Origin of the sequence: Paraburkholderia sp. 32 (assembly GCF_050435345.1) — a bacterium.
GTDB lineage: Bacteria > Pseudomonadota > Gammaproteobacteria > Burkholderiales > Burkholderiaceae > Paraburkholderia > Paraburkholderia tuberum.
On sequence record NZ_JBNDKD010000003.1, the window covers coordinates 2,542,343 to 2,561,853 of the forward strand.

The window sequence follows — 19,511 nt, forward strand, 5'->3', positions numbered from 1 at the left end:
GATCAGTTGCGTTTCTTTGCGCGAGGATGCGCGCTGTCGTAGACGTGGGCGAGGTGCTGGAAATCGAGGCCCGTATAAACCTGCGTCGCGGTGATGCTCGCGTGGCCTAGCAGCTCCTGCACGGCGCGCAGGTCGCCGCTCGACTGCAGCACGTGCGTCGCGAACGAATGGCGCAGCACGTGCGGATGCACGTTGGCCGGAATGCCGGCGGCGAGCGCCGCGCGCTTCACGCGCTCGCGCACCACGTTCGGCGACAGCCGGTTGCCGCGCGCCGACAGGAACAGCGGATGCGGATCGTGGCGGACCATCGGTTCGCGCACCGCGAGCCATGCGTTCAGCGCCGCGACCGCCTTGCTGCCCACCGGCACGACGCGACGCCGGTTGCCTTTGCCGAGCACTTCGACTTCGCCGGAATCGAGTTTCAGCCAGCCGGCCGAGCGATAGCCGTCGACGTCGGCGAAACGCACGTCGAGGCCGACCAGTTCGGCGAGGCGCAGGCCCGACGAGTAGAACAGCTCGAGCATCGCGTGATCGCGCAGGCCTTCGGGCGAGTCGGCGGGCGGGCTGTCCATCAGGCGCGCGGTGTCGTCGACGGAAAGCGCCTTCGGCAGCATTTTCGCCTGCTTCGGCGCGCGCACCGCGGCGACCGGATTGGCCGGCAACTCGACGTGGCCCGCGAGCCAGCGATAAAACGCCCGCCATGCCGACAGCCGATGGCCGATCGACCGCGCGGTGAGACCGCCCGCATGCGCGCGCGCGACGGCGCCGCGGATGTCGACGGCGGTGAGGCTTTCGAGCGCTCGGCCTTTGGCGAGCTGCTTCAGTTCCGCGAGCTCATGCGTGTAGCCGCGCAGGGTGTGCGCCGACAGCCGCCGCTCGTGCTCGAGATGCGACAGGTAGGCGGCGATCGGGTCGGCGGCGGTCACGGTACGCGGTGACGTTGCGTGGCGCGGCTCAGCGCGGCAGCAGCCGGCTCAGCGCGGCGCTCGCGAGCGCGCCGATCTGCGTGAGGAAATCGGTGGCCATGCCTTCGTGGAAGCGCCGCGGGTCGGATGAACCCATCACGAGCAGGCCGAACGTCGGCGCGTCTTCGACACCTTCGGGGTCGCGCAGCGCGAGCAGCGCGATCGATTCGGTGCTCTGCGCCGTCCCGTTCGACGCGACGCCGAGGTCGTCGGTCGCGCTTGCCGCCGGGTTGGTCGTCCCGTGGGACGCGACCGCAGCTTGCGCGAGCCATTGCGCGGCCTCGAAGCCGGTGTTTGCGCCGCAGTACGGCGTGCTCAGGCTGCCCGCGAAAATCCGCACTTCCTCGCTGACGTGGCGCGCGAAGTCCGCTTGCGCATACGGCTCGGCGACGTCCCACACGCGCAGAGCCGCTTGCGGCACGTCGAAGATGTCGCGCAGACCGCCGGCGATCGTGCGCGGCAGCGCGTAGGGATCGCGCTCGGCCATCACACGGATGGTCCAGCGGTTGAATTTCGACGCGATGCTGTCGTTCTCGTGACCGTAGCGCAGCAGTTCGGCAAGACGCCGCTCCAGATGCTTGTTCTTGTCGCGCAGCATCTCCATCTGCCGCTCCTGCAGCGACACCGCGGCTTTGCCGTGCGGGTTCGCGAGCCGGATCGTCGCGAGCGTTTCCGCGTGTTCGACGAAGAATTCGGGATTGGCGAGCAGGTATTCGGCGACTTCGCGATCGTTCATGGTTTCGGCTAGAGGACTACGGGACGGCCGCCTCACGGCGGCGCGTCGGTCAATGAGTTAGACGGAGGGCGCCATGTCGGCCGGGCTGGACGGATTGTGCGGCGTCGAGTCCGACGAGGCGCTCGACGCCTCTTCGGCCAACTCGATCTCCCCTTCGAAGACGGTGGCTGCGGGGCCGGCCATCAGCAGCGGCGCGCCTGGGTGCGCGCTGTCCCAAGTGATGGTCAGATCGCCGCCGTGCGTATGTACGAGCACCGGCGAATCCAGCAGCCCGCGCCGGATGCCGGCCGCGACCGCCGCGCACGCGCCGGTGCCGCACGCGAGCGTTTCGCCCGCGCCGCGTTCGTAGACGCGCAGCCTGATCTCGTTGCGGTTGACGATCTGCATGAAGGCCGCGTTGACCCGCTGCGGGAAGCGCGTGTGCCGCTCGATGGCCGGACCTTCGGCGAGCACCGGGAACACCTCGGCATCGTCGACGACCTGCACGGCGTGCGGATTGCCCATCGACACCACCGACATCCAGCGCGTCGTGCCGTTCACGTCGAGCGGCCAGAGCGTATCCTCGCCTTCGCGGCGGCCTTGCAGACCCTTGGTCGCGAACGGCACGAGTTCGGGATCGAACACGGGCGTGCCCATGTCGACGATCACTTCGCCGTTGTCCTGCATCGTCAGCGTGATCGTGCCTTTCTGGACCTGCACGCGCACGCTGCGTTGGTCGGTGAGACCGCGCTCGCGCACGAACTTGACGAAGCAGCGCGCGCCGTTGCCGCAGTGTTCGACCTCGCCGCCGTCGCAATTGAAGATGCGATATCTGAAATCGACGCCTTCGACGGTCGGCTTTTCGACCAGCAGCAACTGGTCGGCGCCGACGCCGAAATGGCGGTTCGCCAACGCGCGCACCTGCGCCGTGGTTAGATCAACCGGTTGGGTATAGCCGTCGAGTACGACGAAGTCGTTGCCCGCGCCGTGCATTTTGGTGAATTTGAGCTTCACGTTTTCCGTGTATCCGTTGCTGCGTAGGGCTTCGCGCGTGCGGGCGGAGCCGAAAATCCCGGCCTCACCGGTCGTTGGGCGAATCGCCCATTGGAGCCGTGCCCGGCCAATAGCAGATGATACACGTTGGCACATCGGAAACGGTACGGCTGGCAAGGAGCCCAGCCCCACCTTCAATACACCCCCGGCACCCCCGGCGGGCGTGTCTTGAACCGCTTGTGCACCCAGTAATACTGCTCGGGCATCAGCGGAATCTGCTCTTCGAGAAACTCGTTCATGCGTCGCGCATCAGCGTCATCGTCGCCGGTCGGATAGTCGTCCCAAGGTTTGAAGACCTTGAGCCGGTAGCCCTTGTAGTTCGGCAGCACCTCGCCGATGAACGGTACGACCTGCGCGTGCCCGACCTTGGCGAGACGGCCGACTGCGGTCAGCGTGCAGGTCGGGACGCCGAAGAACGGCACGAACGTCGAATTGCGCGCGCCGTAGTCCATGTCCGCGCCGAGCATCACCGGTTTGCGTTCGCGCAGCCAGCGCAGCACGACGCGCGCGCTGTCCGCGCGGCTCGCCATGTCCGCGCCGAAACGCGCGCGCGCTGCTTTCGCGACTTCCTCGAACTCCTGATTCGACATCGGCTGATAGAGCGAGCCGCACTGGCGCTTCAGCGAGTAGTTCAGAAAGATCGAACCGGCCTCGATGCCGACAAAATGAAAGCCGAGAAACAATGTGGGCGGCAGGTTCGGATCCGTCAGGTCGATCGCGCTGTCGAGCTGGATCAGCTTGTCGAGCTTCTTCGCCGGGCCGAACCACTGCACGCTGCGCTCGAGATAGCTGCGGATCGCATGACGGAAGTGCTTTTGCGCGACGTCCTCGCGGCGCTCGTCGCTCCAGTCGGGGAAGCACAGCTTCAGATTCGTATGAACGATGCGCTTGCGACGGCTCGGGATCTGGTAGAGCAGCCAGCCGAGCCCGTCACCGAGACGGGCGACCAATCCGTAAGGCAACAGCGCAAAGAGTTTGAGCAGCCCGATCGCGAGCTTCGCGCCGTAGCGGCTCAGCATGCAGCCTCCAGGCGCGCGGCGCCGCAGGGGGCGAAATTGTGGAAAGCGGAAAAATTGACGTGATACCGCACTCGTTTCGACTCTGTGACATTCAAAGGAAGTCGCTATAATAAGGGCTTCGCCGAGTTAATAGACAACTTGCGGGGCGAAGCCGGCGGGTGCGGTCCATGGGTTTTCATGGGTTATGCGTCCATCGGTCAGGTAATCCGCTAAAGCGTCGCCGCTTCAGACTCCCGAAGTCGGCTACGTGGAACGCAACCGTAACCACTAACAGGAGTCTGCAACGTGGCAAACGACTATCTCTTCACTTCCGAATCCGTTTCCGAAGGCCATCCCGACAAAGTCGCGGACCAGATCTCGGACGCGATCCTCGACGCCATCCTCGCTCAAGACAAGTACTCGCGTGTCGCGGCCGAAACGCTGTGCAACACGGGTCTCGTCGTGCTGGCCGGTGAAATCACCACCACCGCGAACGTCGACTACATCCAGATCGCGCGCAACACGATCAAGCGCATCGGCTACGACAACACCGACTACGGCATCGACTACCGCGGCTGCGCGGTGCTCGTCGCCTACGACAAGCAGTCGCCGGACATCGCCCAGGGCGTGGACCGCGCGCACGACAACAACCTCGATCAAGGCGCGGGCGACCAGGGCCTGATGTTCGGTTACGCGTGCGAGGAAACGCCGGAACTGATGCCGCTGCCGATCCACCTGTCGCACCGCCTCGTCGAGCGTCAGGCGAATCTGCGCCGCGACGGCCGTCTGCCCTGGCTGCGTCCGGATGCCAAGTCGCAGGTCACCGTGCGCTACGTCGACGGCAAGCCGCATTCGATCGACACCGTCGTACTGTCCACCCAGCATTCGCCGGACATCGCGCTCGACACGCTACGCGAAGCGGTGATCGAGGAAGTGATCAAGCCGACGCTGCCGGCCGAACTGATCAAGGGTGACATCAAGTTCCTCGTGAACCCGACCGGTCGTTTCGTGATCGGCGGTCCGCAGGGCGATTGCGGTCTGACGGGCCGCAAGATCATCGTCGATACCTACGGCGGCGCGGCGCCGCACGGCGGCGGCGCATTCTCGGGCAAGGATCCGTCGAAGGTGGACCGCTCGGCAGCGTACGCCGGCCGTTACGTCGCCAAGAACATCGTGGCCGCGGGCCTCGCATCGCGCTGCCTGATCCAGGTGTCGTACGCGATCGGCGTCGCCCAGCCGACCTCGGTGATGGTCAACACGTTCGGCAGCGGCCGCGTGTCGGATGCGACGATCACGGAACTCGTGCGTCAGCATTTCGACCTGCGTCCGAAGGGCATCATCCAGATGCTCGACCTGCTGCGCCCGGTCTACGAGAAGAGCGCGGCGTATGGTCATTTCGGCCGCGAAGAGCCGGAATTCACGTGGGAAGCCACCGACAAGGCGCTCGCACTCGCTGAAGCGGCAGGCACTGAGCCGGTCGCGGCGCTTGCCGAATAAGGTCGAGCCGATCGCCGCTTGAAAGCAAACAAACCCCGCCGGCGTGAGCCGGCGGGGTTTTTCTTTGTCCATTGATGGCGTAGCGATGCCGCCGCGCGAAGCACGTCGTCGAGGCGGCGCGCTCGAAGTCTTGCGGTGCTCGAAGTCTTGCGGTGCTCGAAGTCTTGCGGTGCTCGAAGTCTTGCGGTGCTCGAAGTCGGCCCAGCGGTGAACGGCCAGCCGGTCGGCAGATCAGCGGTCTAGCCACTCAACGCGCAACTGCAACTCCCCGGCCCAGCAATCTCACCGGCTCGCAAACGCAAACGCAAACGCAAACGCGAACCACCCGCCGCTGCTCGTCGACAGGCGACGCGGTCTGCGGCTCGCAGGCGTGCGCACCGTCGGCGCGCGTTTCGCGACCGCGAGGCGCAACGGTGTCGGTTTGCGCAGCAGCGTGCGCAGCGACAGACGGCGCATGCCGCTCTGCTGGCGTAGCGCCGAGAAGAACGTATGGAACCAGGTGCGAAAGCCGTCGACGGCCTTCGCGTCGCGCCACTGCTCGCCGAGCGCGCGGGTGCGCGCGGCATGATGGCGCAGCGCCCGCATCATATGGCGGCGCGCGGGACGCGCCGCTTTCAGCGCGGCGCGGGTAAGACGGGTGCTCAAAAGAGTATGCATGGCTTCACATTTAGGCAATGAACCGCACGTCGGTGCGTGCACCGGATGTGCACGGACAAACAGCACCATATGTGCCAATGACGGGGTTGCGATGAACGGCCTGAAAGCGGGAAATTCGTTGCGGGTCGTGGCGCGGGAGATTGCGACGCGAAACACGGCGCACAGCGCAGCGAAGGTACAACGCGGAGAAACCGACGGCACGGGCCCTGGCGGCCTGCGCACAACAGAAAACTGCGTAAGCGACGATCGACATGCGAGCAGGCTACACGGGAATCGTGACGTCAGAAAGTCGGTTAATACCCTGCGCGAACCAGATTTCTCCGCGGATCGAATCGTCGCGGATGCCAGTCTGCTGTCACCCCTTACGGGCGATTTGCGTGCGCGTTTGCCCAGCGAATGTGCGGTGCGGGCGCGCCGCTCGCCTGAAACCGGTGCATTGGCGCGCCGCGAAAAGCGAAGGCGACCAGCGCAAAAGATCAGCAGGACGCAGGAGCCTCTCGCGGTGAACCAACGCATCCCGATCGCGCCCGTTTTACAATCGAACATCAGTCAGTCGACGGTAACGGAACGCCATGTCACTCCATTCGAAGAAAGAGCAGATTCAAACGTTGCGGGAGCAGGGTTTTGTCGTCGTGCCAGGACTCGTGTCGCCCGAGCGTTGCGACGAGCTGAAGCGGATCGCGCAGCGGCAGCTGCAGGAAGCGGCGGCGCCGATCGAATTCGAAGCGGATTTGCAGTATCCGGGCGCGCCGTCATCGAAGGATGCTCCTGGCGGACATACGGTGCGGCGCCTGCTCGACGCGTACGGTCGTCACCCCGCGTTCGCGCAATGGGCGACCGCGTCCGAAATCCGTGGCTGGATGGAGCTGTATTTTGGCGAGGAGCCGCGTCTGTCGCGCGCGCATCACAACTGCATGATGACCAAGCACCCCGCATACGGCAGCCTGACCGGCTGGCATCGCGACGTGCGCTACTGGTCGTTCGAGCGAGACGATCTGGTGTCGGTGTGGCTCGCGGTCGGCCCGGAAACCGTCGATAACGGCGCGCTGTGGTTCGTGCCGCAATCGCACGGCGCCGCGTTCACATCGGACCGCTTCGACGAAGCGAAGTTTTTCCGCGCGGATCTCGCCGAGAACGAGGTCGCGATCCGCACGGCGGTGTCGCCCGAGCTGAAGACTGGCGACGTGGCGTTCTTTCACTGCAACACGCTGCACTCGGCCGGCAAGAATCTGAGCGACCAGGTGAAGTTCTCGCTGGTGTTCACCTATCACGGCGCAAGCAATGTGCCCCTGCCCGGCACGCGCTCGGCCGCGAAGCCCGAGATCGCGTTCTAGATTATTTTGGTCGCGGGCCTCGCGCCGACGCTCAGCGCTTGCGCCCCGACATCGCGATTCCCGTCAGCCCGGCGAGCGTCGCCACCACGCCCGCGACGATCAGCACGATCGCCTTGTTGCTCGGCGAGCCGGTAAAGAAGCGCGACACGTCGCTGCTCACCGAATTGAATGCCTGCCCGCCGAAATACAGCAGCACGATACCGCCGACAATCAGCGCGATCGAAATCGCTTTCGTCATCTGCACCTCCCATCAACCTGAACCGGCCAGAGTGTAGGTGAGCCGTGCGTGCTCGTCCATCCCGCATACTGGTTGCGCTGCAAGCGCCGCGTCGATTGGCTAACATAGCGGTCTGGCCGCACCGCGGCGACACCACAACAACAAATCTCCCCAGCAGCACGCCTCCCGCAACGCGCGAATCCTCACGCCCGCCATCCTCGGGCGATCTCATCGACAAGGACACTAGCAATGGCTTACGAAGCAGCTTCAGAACGCTATTCGGACATGCAATACCGCGTCTGCGGCAAGTCGGGTCTCAAACTGCCGGCGCTGTCGCTCGGCCTGTGGCACAACTTCGGCGACACCACGCCGATCTCGACGCAGCGTGACATTCTGCGCACGGCCTTCGACCTCGGCATCACGCACTTCGATCTGGCGAACAACTACGGGCCGCCGTACGGCAGCGCGGAAACCAACTTCGGCCGTCTGTTCAAGGACGATTTCAAACCGTATCGCGATGAGTTGCTGATTTCGTCGAAGGCCGGTTGGGATATGTGGCCCGGTCCGTACGGCCAGGGCGGCGGCTCGCGCAAATATGTGCTCGCGAGTCTCGATCAGAGCCTGAAGCGCATGGGCCTCGATTACGTCGACATCTTCTATTCGCATCGCTTCGACGCGCACACGCCGCTCGAGGAAACCGCGGGCGCGCTCGCGAGCGCGGTGCAGCAGGGCAAGGCGCTGTACATCGGCATCTCGTCGTACTCGTCGGCGAAGACGCGCGAAATGGCGAAGCTGCTCGCCGAATACAAGGTGCCGCTGCTGATCCATCAGCCGTCGTACAACATGCTGAACCGCTGGATCGAACACGACCTGCTCGATACGCTCGATGAAGTCGGCGCGGGCACGATCGCGTTCACGCCGCTCGCGCAGGGATTGTTGACCGGCAAGTACCTGAACGGCGTGCCGGAAGATGCGCGCGTCAACAAGCCGGGCGGCGGTTCGCTGAAAGACGAGCATCTGAGCCCGAAGAACATCGAGCACGTGCGGAAGCTCAACGACATCGCGCAGCGCCGTGGTCAGAGCCTCGCGCAGATGGCGCTCGCGTGGGCATTGCGCGATCCACGCGTGAGCTCGGTGCTGATCGGCGCGAGCCGCGCGGAGCAGGTGCGCGAGAACGTCGGCGCGCTGAAGAAGCTCGCCTTCTCGGCCGACGAACTCGCCGAAATCGATCGCTATGCGACCGAAGGCGGGATCAATCTGTGGGAAAAGCCGTCGACGGATCAGGCGATCTGATCGCGTGAGGCGCCGTCCGCGCAACAGGCGGACGGACGCAAGGGCAAAACGAAGCCGCACGCTCAGCGTGCGGCTTTTCTGCAGGTATTTTGCCGCGCCGCTACACGAGCGCCGGCAGACCCTCGACCAGCGCCACCGCGCACATCACACCGATCAGCGCGCCCAGCACACGCAGCCCGTTGTGTCGCAACTCGGTCTTGCAGGGCAGCGCGCCGACGAATAGCGCGCCCGCCAATGCCATCGGAATGACCAGGATGAAATCGCCGATCGTAAAGTAGGTCATCTTCGTCTCCTCCCATGCGGGATGGTTGGTTGCTATGTCGTTCCGGCAGAGGCCGCGGCTTCGAAATCATGCCGCGCCATTGCACGAATCGAGTATAGGAGACCGATGGAGCGGCGCGACGGCGCAAGCCGGCGCGTCGGCGCTTATTCGTAAGCTGCTGAACCCAGGCGCGGCGCGGCCCGCGGCGATTGGCGCGGCGCAACAAAACGCGGCGGAAAATATCAAACGTTCGCTTACGCAAGCCTTTCGTTTTGCCGCCGATCCATGCGGGTTGGCTGATTGCGGCCGGCTCGCGGTGCCTGCACCGCGCAACGCGACCGATACGCCGGGCTATTCGCGCCCGCGCAGGCGGCTCGCCGCGATCAAGCCGATCACGAGCAGCGCACCGACTAGCCCGACGACGCCGTTCCAGCCATGACCGGCCCACACATGGCCGCCATACGAACCGACCAGGCTCGAGCCGATGTAGTACGCGAGCAGATACAGCGCAGCGGCCTGGCCTTTCGCGTCTTTCGCCAGACGCCCGACCCAGCCGCTCGCGACCGAATGCCCGGCAAAGAACCCGAACGTCACGCAGGCGATACCGGTCGCGATCGCCGCGAGCGGATGCAGCATCGTCAGCGCGAGGCCGAACACCATCAGCAGCAGGCTCCCGATCAGCACGCGTGCACGGCCGAACGTGTCGGCCATGCGCCCGGACCATGGCGACGCGACCACGCCAACCAGATAGACGATGAAAATCGCGCCGATCTCCGTCTGATTCAACCGATACGGCGGCGCGAGCAGCCGGTAGCCGATGTAGTTGTACAGCGTGACGAAGCTGCCCATCAGCACGAAGCCGAGCAGGAACAGCAGCGGCAGACCCGGTCGCGTGAACTGGCGCAACAGCAGCGTGCGGTGATGCGCGAAGCCGAGCCCGCGGCGCGGCACGAAATGGCGCGACGGTGGCAGCAGCGCGCGGAACGCGAGCATCGACAGCAGGCCGAGCACGCCGATCGTGCCGATCGCGACGCGCCACGAAAACAGATCCGCGACCACGCCGGTGATGACCCGCCCGGCCATGCCGCCGATCGCCGTGCCGCCGACGTACAGGCCCATTGCGAGGCCGAGGCCGTCGGGATGCACTTCCTCGGCGAGATAAGCCATCGCGACGGCCGGCACGCCGCCGAGCGCGAGCCCTTCGAGCGTACGCAGCACGAGCAGCTGGTGCCAGTGCGGCGCGACCGATACGCCAATCGTCAGCACCGACGACACCGTCAGCGACAGCGTCATCAGCTTGTGCCGGCTCCAACCCTCGGAGACGAAACCGGCGACGAAGATCGCGAGCGCGAGCGCAGCAGTGGATAGTGACAACGACAGACTGCTTTGCGCCGGCGTTACGTTGAACGCTTCGGAAAACGACGGCAGCAGCGGCTGCACGCAGTAGAGCAACGAGAACGTCGCGTAGCCGGCGAACAGCAGCGCGATGCTGGCACGCCAGTACGCGCGCGAGCCGCGTTCGAGATAAGGGATGTCCGACACGGTGGTGGTGCTTGCGCAAGCAGCTGAAGCTGCGCCGCGGGAGGGAACGGCAGATGCGGTCCGCTGGGATGGCGGCGGCAGGGTCACAACAAAACTCCTTGGGTCACACGGAAACGCGCAAAAGTGTTAAGGATACGCTGAAAACGCGTTTCAAGCCGGCGTCGCGGGCAACGCGGTGTGCCCATGGTGACCCGCAGCGCTCCATCCGCAACATGTCGCGCGCCTGTCTCCCGGCGCTAGCCGTGCGCCCCGGCTTCACTGCCCGGCGCCGGCACCCGCGTCGCCCCCACAGTCGCCGTCGACGGATGCACGAGCGCGTCGTCGCCCGGCAGTCGGATGATGATCAGGGTTCAGCGTGATCAGGATGTCCGAGTCGGCACGCGAGAAACAGCGTGACGAACAGTCCCGGTCGCGCGACACGCGCTTCAAGAAATACGCGGTAGCGCTCGCGCAAACGCGAGAAACCGCGCTCGAACGCGTAGTGCATGCGCATCAACGGATTGCGCGTTTGCACCGGTGTGTGATGTAAATCCGCGGGCTTGTGCTGATAGCGCAGCAGATACTTCGCGAGCGTCGGCACGAGCGTACGCGAGAAGAAGTACGACGCGAGCATCGCGAACACCACCGCTTCGGCAAGCGGAATGAACAGATAGTGCGCGACACCGGTGAGCAGAAACATCGGCACGAACACGATACAGATCGCCAGCGTCGACACCAGCGTCGGAATCGCGATCTGATGCGCGCCGTCGAGAATCGCCTGTTCTAGCGTCTTGCCCTGTTCGAGCTGATGGCTGATGTTTTCGATCGCGACGGTCGCATCGTCGACGAGAATCCCGACCGCGAGCGCGAGGCCGCCGAGCGTCACGATGTTGATCGTCTGACCGAGCGCGGACAACGCGATGATCGACGTGATCATCGACGTGATCATCGACAACGGAATCGATACCGCGATGATCAGCGTCGCGCGCCAGTTGCCGAGGAACAGCAGAATCATCAGGCCCGTCAGGCACGCGGCGATCAGCGCTTCACGCAATACGCCCTGCACGGATGCACGCACGAACAGCGATTGGTCGGCGACGGGATCGATATTCAGCGACGGCGGCACCAGATTGCGCAGCGTCGGCATCATCGTCTTGATGCGGTCGACGATATCGAGCGTGGACATTCCGTGTGTTCGATATCGTTGACCGCCACCGACAAGCCGCGCTCGTAGTTCAGCGCGATGCGCCGCTCCATTTCGTCGGCGGGCAGGCCGTTATACGACCAGATGACCGAGAGCGCCGGAATATCGATGTTCGGAAAGATGTCGGTGGGCGTGCGCAGAATAGTCAACGGTCCCACGATCAGTAACAGCAGCACCAGCACGACGAACGTATAGGGGCGCCGTAGCGCGAGACGAACGATCCACATGACTAGCGCAGACGAATGAAATGAGCGGCGACCGCGCCGCGCGGATCCGAAACGCAGGCGCGCACCTCGGCGCGAAGGCAGGTGCGAAGCCGCGCGGCGCCCGCATCTGGCAGATCGTTCCGGCAATGCACGTTTTTGATGTCTCCCCCCGCAGGGTTTATGATGGTCTGCATTACGACGTCTGACGCCGAGATCATCGGCTGTGCGCAGCGTAATGGGAATAGGGCGAAACGACGGGTTAAAGCCTTCTATTCGCCTTCCCAAAGCCCCGCCAAGCGGGAACAATGACTCGAACCTCTTACGCGCCATGCGCGCGACAGATTAAGTGCGCACGCAACGTCAAATGCGAAGCGGCGTTTTTATCATCACCTCGACCGGCGTGAAATCATAAAGCCGGCTAAGGGAAGCGGGGAATTATCATGGAAGTCGGTTCCATTGTCCGATCGGTACATATCGCCGTGCCGCAAGGCGCGCGCGGAATCGTCATGCGCATTCTTGGCGACATGGCGATGGTGGCATGGTACGCCGGCGAGCCCGGCGCCTCGCAGCAACTCAATACCGAACCCTTTTTCCTGGAAGATCTGATCGATACCGGCGACCTGATACGTCCGGCCGGCGCGCAGACGCATTGAACGAGAGGCTTACCGGTTGCTCATTGCCGTTGTGTGACCCGCAGGTGCGGGCTGTAGTGATGCTGTAAGGTGAGCTCGGCTCGCCAGCATCGCCGTGGGCCGATGCGCGCGTCGATTCACGGCGCGTCCCAAATCAGCCCGTATTTCTAGCGATGCCACCCACGCATTGTGAGTCGTCGCCCTCGTCTTTACCCGCGGCGCGGCGCACAATGCGGGGCATGAACGACACCATTCCCGACAATTCCTATCCCGAGGCCGGCGCCGATGGCGCCGTGCCATTCGCGCGGCTCACGCCGGAAACCGTGCTCGACGCGATCGACGGCGTGCTCGCAACGACCGGCGTGCGTACCGACGGCCGTCTGCTGCCGCTCAACAGCTATGAAAATCGCGTGTATCAGGTCGGCGTCGAAGACGGTCCGCCCGTGGTCGCGAAGTTCTATCGTCCCGAGCGCTGGAGCGACGCGGGGATTCTCGAAGAGCACGCGTTCGTCGCCGAACTCGCCGCGCGCGAGATCCCAGCCGTGCCCGCGCGCGTGCTCGATGGCCGCACGCTGCACAGCTTCGACGGCTTCCGCTTCTCGGTCTTCGAGCGACGCGGCGGTCGCGCGCCGGATCTCGACCGGCGCGACACGCTGGAATGGCTGGGGCGTTTCATCGGACGCATTCATGCGATCGGGCAGACCGAGGACTACGTAGAACGTCCCACGCTAAACATCGACACGTTCGGCTACGAGCCGCGCGACTTCCTGCTCGCGCACCGTTTCGTTCCCAACGATCTGCGCACCGCGTGGGAAACCGTCGTGAATCTCGCGCTCGAAGGCGTCGCGGGTGCGTTCGAGCGGGCTGGCGAGATTCGCAGGGTGCGTCTGCACGGCGACTGTCATCCGAGCAACGTGCTGTGGACCGACGCGGGCCCGCATTTCGTCGATTTCGACGACAGCCGCATGGGGCCCGCGATTCAGGATCTGTGGCTGCTGCTGCCGGGCGAGCGTGCGGAGGCGTCGCGCGCGCTGGCCGATCTGCTCGCCGGTTACGAGGATTTCTGCGAATTCGATCCGCGTGAGCTGTATCTGATCGAAGCGCTGCGCACGTTGCGGCTGATTCACTATCAGGCATGGCTCGCGCGCCGCTGGAACGATCCGGCGTTTCCGGCCGCGTTTCCGTGGTTCAACACACAGCGCTACTGGGAAGATCGCATCCTCGAGATGCGCGAGCAGATCGGCGCGATGCAGGAAGGGCCGTTGTGGCCGGTTTGACGTGTTGACGGTCAAGGCGCCTGCGACGCCACATTCGACGATTCCACCAACGTCGATCTGACGATTACCTCCGCGCGCACGTCCCGCCCAATCGCTTCGATCGCGGGACGCATGCGCGTGAAATCGTCGGGCGTGCAGACGTCGCTGTCGAAATGGGTGGCGCCGTCGCGCGTCATCGTGACCACGTTGCTGTGCGGGTCGAACGCGTACTGCGACGTGAAATCGACGAAGCGGTCCTGCGTGCGTTGCGCCTCCGGCATGTCGAGCACGCGGAAATTGGCCGGCAGTTCGATGCGCGCGCGTTCGTGGATCGCGAGGTTGTGGCACACGAACGGCTGCGTGCGCTTGCGTTCGCCGAGCCAGTAGCGCGTGTCGGCTTCGACGCCGCCGCCGAGGCTCGTCAAGGCCGGAATCGAGGCCGTCATGCCGGTCACCACGAGACTCTCGAGCGTGCCTTTCATCGTCAGCGTGAGCGGGCCGTCGGCCGCGCTGAGGTCGCTCGTCGTCAGCGTCGCGGTGCCGCGCAGATTCGCGTTGCGTAACTCGGCCTGAATCGATTCCTCGCGTTGCGCGGGCGTTTGCGTGCGCAGCCGCGCGCGGGCCTGCTCGGCGTACGGCCCGGCATCCTGCAGCCGATACGTGAAGCTCGCCGAGCCATCCGGTTCGATCTTGATCGCGAGATCGGTGCTGCGCGACATCTGCGCGGTGGCCGGCGTTTGCGCGAGCACGCCGTCGCCGATCAGCACGGTAGGACGGTCCATGTCGGACGAAGGCAAAAAACCGAATTCGACGTTCGACGCGGTCGAATCCGCGTACATCTGCAAATCGGGCAGCCACGTGATCGCATGATTGATGACGCCATAGCCCGGGACGCTCGGCAGCGTGTAGATCGTGCCGCTGCTGATCAACGCCGGCTCGTTGCGCACGCCGACCGCGTCGAGCAGCGCGCCGTAGAGCGCGACGTGGTCCTTGCAGTCGCCATAGCGGTTCGCGAGAATCGCGCTCGCGCTGTGCGGCACGACGGCGCCACGTCCGAGGTAGATCGCGACATAGCGGATATTGCGGCGAACCCAGTCGTACAGCGTTTTGGCTTTGTCGTGTGGGGTGTGATCGTGCGCGCTCAGCTGCTGCGCGAACTGGGTGATCGCGACGTCGTGCGCGCCCGGGTCGGCCGCGGAGCTGCGATAGGAGGCGGCGAACGCGGCATAGCTCGGGAAGGTCGACACCATCAGCCGATCACCGTACGACACGTACGCGATCGAGCCGCGTTCGAGCCGGTCGAAGTGTGCCTTGTCATAGCGGAATTCGTAGCGCGTGCGGCCGTCGCGCGTGACCGGCGTCACTGCGCTGAAGCCGCGCGCGTCCGCATACAGCGGCTTGTCGGCGGGCAGATCGTAGATCAGGCGGAAGTTGCGGGTCGGCGCGAGATCGGGCGGCGTGAAGTCGCTGAATTCGCCCGGCACTATCGGCTGACGCTGCGTCTTGCGGTACGTCAGATGCACGCGCGCGCCGGGTTCGACCGCGGGGAACACGATCACCTTTTCCTGGATGTCCTGGAACATCGGCGCGTCGAACGAGCGGACTTCCTGCACGTCGCGGATCTGCTCGGGCGCAACATCGTGACGCTTGCCGTCGGCGGTGACCGTGTAGGCCTCGAGGATCTGCACGTCGGCCATGTTGCGGTTGAACCAGACGTATTGCTGAGCGACCCGCTCGACGCCGGCTTCGTTGTTCACGCGCAGCGTCATCGAATCGAGCTTCGCATACGAGCCGTCAGCGTTGACGGTGAAGGTCTGCGTCTCGCCTTCGTTGGTGTAGGGATCGTCCAGGTTGAGCGGCGCGCTCGCGCTCGCGGCGTGAACGCCGGCCAGCCAGCCGGCGGAGGCAAGGACCACGAGGCAGAGTCGCATGACGGCGGGCTACACGCTGTAAGCGGCGCCACCCGACGCCGCAATCTCCCGCGCGGCCTTCGCGCCTTCGACCTGCAATAGCGTCGGTAGCGACACGCCATTTTTCGCCGCCGTCACCTCCGCCAGAATCGACACCGCGATCTCGGGCGGCGTCCTGCTGCCGATATAAATGCCGACAGGTCCATGCAAGCGGGCCAGTTCGGCTTCGTTCAGATCGAACTCCTTCAGGCGCTCGCGTCGCGCGTGATTGTTCCTGCGCGAGCCGAGCGCGCCGACATAAAACGCCGGCGTCTTCAATGCTTCCATCAGCGCGAGATCGTCGAGCTTCGGATCGTGCGTGAGCGCGATCACTGCGCAGCGCTCGTCGAGCTTCATGTCGATCACGGTATCGTCCGGCATCGTGCGTACGATCTTCGCGCCCGGCACGTCCCATTCCTCGGTGTATTCCTCGCGCGGATCGCAGACCGTCACCTGATAATCGAGCCCCACCGCGATATGGCACAGGTAGCGAGACAACTGCCCGGCGCCGATCACTAGCATCCGGTAGCGCGGGCCGTGGATCGTCAACAGACGCTCACCGTCGAAATGCACGCCGTCGGTCGCCTGCGCGTCGTCGAGCCGCACCGCGCCCGTCGTCATGTCGAGTTCGCGCGCGACGAGCCGGCCATTTTCGACCGCGTGACACAGCTCGGCGATGCCGCTTTGCCGCGTCAACGGTTCGAGCACGAGCTGGATCGTGCCGCCGCACGGCAGGCCGAAGCGATGCGCTTCCTCGGCCGTGATGCCGTACTTCACCGCCTCCGGATGTGTCTGCTCGATGCCCCGTTGCCGCACGCGATCGATCAGATCGTCTTCGATGCAGCCGCCCGACACCGAGCCCACCACGAGGCCGTCGTCGCGCACCGCGAGCATCGCGCCCTCGGGACGCGGCGACGAGCCCCACGTCTTCACGACCGTCACGAGGAGCGCGCGATGTCCGTCCGCCAGCCAGCGGGCGCTGGATTTCAGAACTTCGAGATCCACGCTGTCCATGATTTCTTCCCTTTCTTTGCTTCGCCGCCGGACTCGCCGTCCGCGGCCTCGTTCGATTCCGTTTGCTCGGAGGCGGATGCGGCTTCGGCTTCGGTTTCGGTATGCACCGGGGCGTCGCCTTCCGCTGTTTCATCAGCGCTATTGTCTCCCGAGAGCTGGGCGCCGAGGCGCTTGAAAAACTCCCCCGCAATCTTGCGCGCCGCACCGTCGACGAGCCGCGAGCCGATCTGCGCGAGCTTGCCGCCGACCTGCGCATTGGCGGTGTAGGAGAGCTTCGTCGCGGCATCGCCGTCGGCTTCGAGCGTGACATGCGTGTTGCCCTTGGCAAAACCCGCGGCGCCGCCCTGGCCTTCGAACACAATGGTGTAGGTGTTCGGCGCGTCGATATCGGTCAGTTGCATGCGCCCCTTGAAGCGCGCCTTGACCGGGCCGACCGCCGCGCTCAGCGTGACCAGGTACGCGTTTTCGCCGTCCGGGTCGATGCTTTCGCAGCCGGGGATGCAAGCGCGCAGAATCTCGGTGTCGTTCAACGCGTCCCAGGTTTGCTGCTGCGCGACCGGCAGCGTATGAATTTCGCTCAATTCCATGACGTTGCTCCTGCGAATGTCGTCGCGGCGACGGCGTGGCGAGGCGCGCGCGTCAGTTGCGCGAGATCGTGGCCGAATGCTGCGAGACTGTCTAGATTATGAACCGGACGATGCGCGTCGACATACGGCAGGATCGCCTGCACGCCGCGCGCCTTCGGAGTAAAGCCGCTGAACCGCAGCAGCGGATTGAGCCACACGATGCGATGCGCGAAGCGTGCGAGCCGCGCCATTTCGGTATCGAGCACGTCGATCGCTTCGTGATCGAGACCGTCGGTGACGAGCAGCACCGTCGCACGACCTGTGAGCACGCGGCGCGCCCAGCGTCGGTTGAACTCGGCGAGCGCCGCGCCGATGCGCGTGCCGCCCGACCAGTCGACCACCTGATCGCTGAGCGTCGCGATCGCGACGTCCGGATCGCGTTCGCGCAATGCGCGCGTCGCATTCGTGAGCCGCGTGCCGAACAGAAACACCTGCAGACGTTCGCGCGACTGCAACAACGCGTGGCAAAAGTAGAGCACCGCGCGCGAGTAGTTGCTCATCGAGCCGGAAATGTCGAGCAGCAGCACGAGCGGCGGCCTGCGCTCGACCCTCGCGCGATACTTCCACACGGTCCAGTCGCCACCGGCGCGCACCGCATGCCGCGCGCTCGCGCGCAAGTCCGCATGCGTGCCGTGCGATGCCGCCTTCAGGCGCCGCGTCGATTCGGTTGCGAGCGGCAGCCGCTGGCCGCGAATCAGATGCCGCAGCGTGCGCCATTCGTCGGCGTTCAGCGTGTCGAAATCGCGATGACGCAGCCGCTCTTCTGCGCTGAACGTCAACTGCGCATGCAACTCGTGCTGTTCGGTTTCCTGCGGCGCATTCAGATGCGGCGACGGTGGCATGCGCACCGCGAGCGCATCGGCGAGACGGTTGTTGCGCTTCGGCGGTGGCAGCCCGTCGCGCACTTTCGGCAGCAGCAGCGCGCGCAGCTTGCCTTCCCAATCGGGGTCGCGCCAGAACAGATCGAACGCGGCATTGAAGAGTTCGCGTTCGTCGGGCGCGGTGACGAGCAGCGCGGCAAGCGCGGCGTGCACGTCGTCGCGGCGGCCGAGGTCGATCCACTGCAACGCGGCGAGTGCGTCGACTGCCTGTGCGGGCGACATCGGCAAGCCGGCGCCGCGCAGCACGCGCACGAAATGGACGACGTTGCGCGCGAGCGTGGGCGCAGTGTGCTGGTTCGTGTCGTCGAGCCTGCCCGAGCCGGTTCCGTTCGTCATGCCAATCACCCTCACCCGGACAGACACTGCGCGATCTGCGCGGCATCCACACGCGCGAGATCGTCCTGATACTTGAGCAGCACGCCGAGCGTGTTCTGCACCGATTGCGGATCGAGCTCCGTGACCGACAGCGCTTCGAGCGCGCGGCACCAGTCGATCGTCTCGGCAATGCCGGGCGCCTTGAACAGATCCATGCCGCGCAGCCGATGCACGAAGTCGACCGCGCGCCGCTGCAATTGCGCCGACGTTTGCGGCGCGCGCGCGGCGACGATCTCCAGTTCGCGATCGCGGTCCGGATAGCCGATCCATTGATACAGACAGCGGCGCTTCAACGCGTCGTGAACTTCGCGCGTGCGGTTCGACGTCATGATGACGAGCGGCGGCTGCGTCGCGCGCACGGTGCCGTATTCGGGAATCGATACCTGGAAGTCGGACAGGAGTTCGAGCAGGAATGCCTCGAACGGTTCGTCGGCGCGGTCGATTTCGTCGATCAGCAGCACGCGCCGCGCGCCGGGATGGTTTTCGTCGGGCATCAACGCCTGCAGAAGCGGACGCTTCAGCAGGAATTCGCCACGATATAGCGTGTCGTTGTCGGGGCGCTCGCCGCTCGCTTCGGCAAGCCGCAGCGCCATGATCTGGCGCGGGTAGTCCCATTCGTAAAGCGCGCTCGCGGTGTCGAGGCCTTCATAGCATTGCAGCCGCAGCAGCGTGGTGCCGAGCATGCCCGCCGCGGCTTTCGCGAGCTCGGTTTTGCCGACACCCGGCTCGCCTTCGACGAACAACGGCCGCTCCATGCGCAGCGCGAGATACAGTGCGGTCGCGAGCTCGCGGCTCGCGAAATAGCGTTGGGCGGCGAGTTGGGCGAGGGTGTCGTCGATCGAAGCCGGCTGCATGG

At 65.1% G+C, this 19,511-nt stretch carries 19 protein-coding genes and 1 pseudogene; 6 read left to right on the forward strand and 14 right to left on the reverse strand.

Annotated elements, in window-relative coordinates; translation table 11 throughout:
* Positions 1–2: 2 nt before the first annotated feature.
* From xerC to OKW26_RS34605, 4 genes are all read right to left on the reverse strand, one after another.
* Positions 3–926, reverse strand: coding sequence for a tyrosine recombinase XerC (gene xerC / locus OKW26_RS34590; RefSeq protein WP_187615113.1), 924 nt, complete (start codon positions 924–926; stop codon positions 3–5).
* A gap of 28 nt (positions 927–954) precedes the next feature.
* Complete coding sequence (locus OKW26_RS34595; protein WP_184060885.1) at positions 955–1,701, reverse strand: DUF484 family protein; 747 nt, start codon at positions 1,699–1,701, stop codon at positions 955–957.
* A gap of 57 nt (positions 1,702–1,758) precedes the next feature.
* On the reverse strand, positions 1,759–2,694 hold the full coding sequence (dapF, locus tag OKW26_RS34600) for a diaminopimelate epimerase (protein WP_429356422.1): 936 nt from the start codon (positions 2,692–2,694) through the stop codon (positions 1,759–1,761).
* Positions 2,695–2,867: 173 nt separating this feature from the next.
* The gene (locus OKW26_RS34605; RefSeq protein ID WP_429356423.1) at positions 2,868–3,752 is read right to left on the reverse strand and encodes a lipid A biosynthesis lauroyl acyltransferase; all 885 of its coding nucleotides are present in this window, start codon (positions 3,750–3,752) and stop codon (positions 2,868–2,870) included.
* A 285-nt stretch (positions 3,753–4,037) separates the two neighbouring features.
* On the opposite strand from OKW26_RS34605, the gene metK reads away from it, so the two are divergent.
* The gene (gene metK / locus OKW26_RS34610) at positions 4,038–5,228 is read left to right on the forward strand and encodes a methionine adenosyltransferase (protein WP_090802193.1); all 1,191 of its coding nucleotides are present in this window, start codon (positions 4,038–4,040) and stop codon (positions 5,226–5,228) included.
* Between the two features lie 282 nt (positions 5,229–5,510).
* On the opposite strand, the gene OKW26_RS34615 is transcribed toward metK, so the two are convergent.
* On the reverse strand, positions 5,511–5,885 hold the full coding sequence (locus OKW26_RS34615; protein WP_429356424.1) for a hypothetical protein: 375 nt from the start codon (positions 5,883–5,885) through the stop codon (positions 5,511–5,513).
* A 572-nt stretch (positions 5,886–6,457) separates the two neighbouring features.
* Between OKW26_RS34615 and OKW26_RS34620 the strand changes: the two genes are divergently transcribed.
* A complete protein-coding gene (locus OKW26_RS34620; protein WP_429356425.1) occupies positions 6,458–7,219 on the forward strand; it encodes a phytanoyl-CoA dioxygenase family protein in 762 nt (253 codons plus the stop codon).
* A 31-nt stretch (positions 7,220–7,250) separates the two neighbouring features.
* Here OKW26_RS34620 and OKW26_RS34625 read toward each other — a convergent pair whose 3' ends face one another.
* On the reverse strand, positions 7,251–7,457 hold the full coding sequence (locus OKW26_RS34625; protein WP_018419114.1) for a DUF3185 family protein: 207 nt from the start codon (positions 7,455–7,457) through the stop codon (positions 7,251–7,253).
* 228 nt (positions 7,458–7,685) lie between these two features.
* Between OKW26_RS34625 and mgrA the strand changes: the two genes are divergently transcribed.
* Positions 7,686–8,729, forward strand: a complete 1,044-nt coding sequence (mgrA, locus tag OKW26_RS34630) for an L-glyceraldehyde 3-phosphate reductase (protein WP_429356426.1) — start codon at positions 7,686–7,688, stop codon at positions 8,727–8,729.
* A 100-nt stretch (positions 8,730–8,829) separates the two neighbouring features.
* Here the strand turns inward: mgrA and OKW26_RS34635 are convergent, their stop codons facing one another.
* The 3 genes and pseudogenes from OKW26_RS34635 to OKW26_RS34645 all read right to left on the reverse strand — a co-directional run.
* On the reverse strand, positions 8,830–9,012 hold the full coding sequence (locus OKW26_RS34635) for a hypothetical protein (protein ID WP_090805541.1): 183 nt from the start codon (positions 9,010–9,012) through the stop codon (positions 8,830–8,832).
* A gap of 330 nt (positions 9,013–9,342) precedes the next feature.
* Complete coding sequence (locus tag OKW26_RS34640) at positions 9,343–10,533, reverse strand: MFS transporter (protein ID WP_429356427.1); 1,191 nt, start codon at positions 10,531–10,533, stop codon at positions 9,343–9,345.
* Between the two features lie 376 nt (positions 10,534–10,909).
* Positions 10,910–11,943, reverse strand: a pseudogene (locus OKW26_RS34645) (efflux RND transporter permease subunit); the annotation flags it as partial.
* 20 nt (positions 11,944–11,963) lie between these two features.
* On the opposite strand from OKW26_RS34645, the gene OKW26_RS34650 reads away from it, so the two are divergent.
* The 3 genes from OKW26_RS34650 (at position 11,964) to OKW26_RS34660 (ending at position 13,831) form a co-directional block, all read left to right on the forward strand.
* Positions 11,964–12,128: a hypothetical protein gene (locus OKW26_RS34650; RefSeq protein ID WP_429356428.1), complete on the forward strand. Its 165-nt coding sequence runs from the start codon at positions 11,964–11,966 to the stop codon at positions 12,126–12,128.
* Positions 12,129–12,362: 234 nt separating this feature from the next.
* The gene (locus OKW26_RS34655; protein ID WP_018419122.1) at positions 12,363–12,575 is read left to right on the forward strand and encodes a hypothetical protein; all 213 of its coding nucleotides are present in this window, start codon (positions 12,363–12,365) and stop codon (positions 12,573–12,575) included.
* A 209-nt stretch (positions 12,576–12,784) separates the two neighbouring features.
* Positions 12,785–13,831 carry a serine/threonine protein kinase gene (locus tag OKW26_RS34660; protein ID WP_429356429.1) on the forward strand — a complete coding sequence of 349 codons (1,047 nt, stop codon included), beginning with the start codon at positions 12,785–12,787 and terminating at the stop codon, positions 13,829–13,831.
* A gap of 11 nt (positions 13,832–13,842) precedes the next feature.
* Here the strand turns inward: OKW26_RS34660 and OKW26_RS34665 are convergent, their stop codons facing one another.
* From OKW26_RS34665 to OKW26_RS34685, 5 genes are read right to left on the reverse strand one after another with little or no spacing between them, the layout of a single operon-like run.
* On the reverse strand, positions 13,843–15,741 hold the full coding sequence (locus tag OKW26_RS34665) for a DUF3857 domain-containing transglutaminase family protein (RefSeq protein ID WP_429356430.1): 1,899 nt from the start codon (positions 15,739–15,741) through the stop codon (positions 13,843–13,845).
* A 9-nt stretch (positions 15,742–15,750) separates the two neighbouring features.
* Positions 15,751–16,773: an XdhC family protein gene (locus tag OKW26_RS34670; protein WP_429356431.1), complete on the reverse strand. Its 1,023-nt coding sequence runs from the start codon at positions 16,771–16,773 to the stop codon at positions 15,751–15,753.
* Positions 16,746–17,360, reverse strand: a complete 615-nt coding sequence (locus tag OKW26_RS34675) for a CoxG family protein (RefSeq protein WP_429356432.1) — start codon at positions 17,358–17,360, stop codon at positions 16,746–16,748. Before OKW26_RS34675 ends, OKW26_RS34670 begins: the two co-directional genes overlap by 28 nt.
* Positions 17,351–18,616, reverse strand: coding sequence for a vWA domain-containing protein (locus OKW26_RS34680; RefSeq protein ID WP_429356433.1), 1,266 nt, complete (start codon positions 18,614–18,616; stop codon positions 17,351–17,353). The genes OKW26_RS34675 and OKW26_RS34680 overlap by 10 nt, the downstream gene beginning before the upstream one ends.
* A gap of 11 nt (positions 18,617–18,627) precedes the next feature.
* A complete protein-coding gene (locus tag OKW26_RS34685; RefSeq protein WP_090802637.1) occupies positions 18,628–19,509 on the reverse strand; it encodes an AAA family ATPase in 882 nt (293 codons plus the stop codon).
* Between the last annotated feature and the right edge of the window lie 2 nt (positions 19,510–19,511).

Coding starts and splice junctions, on each gene's coding strand:
- OKW26_RS34595 (WP_184060885.1), bottom strand. CDS start 1,701: ATGAACGATCGCGAAGTCGCCGAATACCTGCTCGCCAATCCCGAATTC.
- OKW26_RS34605 (WP_429356423.1), bottom strand. CDS start 3,752: ATGCTGAGCCGCTACGGCGCGAAGCTCGCGATCGGGCTGCTCAAACTC.
- OKW26_RS34615 (WP_429356424.1), bottom strand. CDS start 5,885: ATGCATACTCTTTTGAGCACCCGTCTTACCCGCGCCGCGCTGAAAGCG.
- OKW26_RS34620 (WP_429356425.1), top strand. CDS start 6,458: ATGTCACTCCATTCGAAGAAAGAGCAGATTCAAACGTTGCGGGAGCAG.
- OKW26_RS34625 (WP_018419114.1), bottom strand. CDS start 7,457: ATGACGAAAGCGATTTCGATCGCGCTGATTGTCGGCGGTATCGTGCTG.
- mgrA (WP_429356426.1), top strand. CDS start 7,686: ATGGCTTACGAAGCAGCTTCAGAACGCTATTCGGACATGCAATACCGC.
- OKW26_RS34635 (WP_090805541.1), bottom strand. CDS start 9,012: ATGACCTACTTTACGATCGGCGATTTCATCCTGGTCATTCCGATGGCA.
- OKW26_RS34650 (WP_429356428.1), top strand. CDS start 11,964: ATGAGCGGCGACCGCGCCGCGCGGATCCGAAACGCAGGCGCGCACCTC.
- OKW26_RS34655 (WP_018419122.1), top strand. CDS start 12,363: ATGGAAGTCGGTTCCATTGTCCGATCGGTACATATCGCCGTGCCGCAA.
- OKW26_RS34660 (WP_429356429.1), top strand. CDS start 12,785: ATGCGGGGCATGAACGACACCATTCCCGACAATTCCTATCCCGAGGCC.
- OKW26_RS34665 (WP_429356430.1), bottom strand. CDS start 15,741: ATGCGACTCTGCCTCGTGGTCCTTGCCTCCGCCGGCTGGCTGGCCGGC.
- OKW26_RS34670 (WP_429356431.1), bottom strand. CDS start 16,773: ATGGACAGCGTGGATCTCGAAGTTCTGAAATCCAGCGCCCGCTGGCTG.
- OKW26_RS34675 (WP_429356432.1), bottom strand. CDS start 17,360: ATGGAATTGAGCGAAATTCATACGCTGCCGGTCGCGCAGCAGCAAACC.
- OKW26_RS34680 (WP_429356433.1), bottom strand. CDS start 18,616: ATGACGAACGGAACCGGCTCGGGCAGGCTCGACGACACGAACCAGCAC.
- OKW26_RS34685 (WP_090802637.1), bottom strand. CDS start 19,509: ATGCAGCCGGCTTCGATCGACGACACCCTCGCCCAACTCGCCGCCCAA.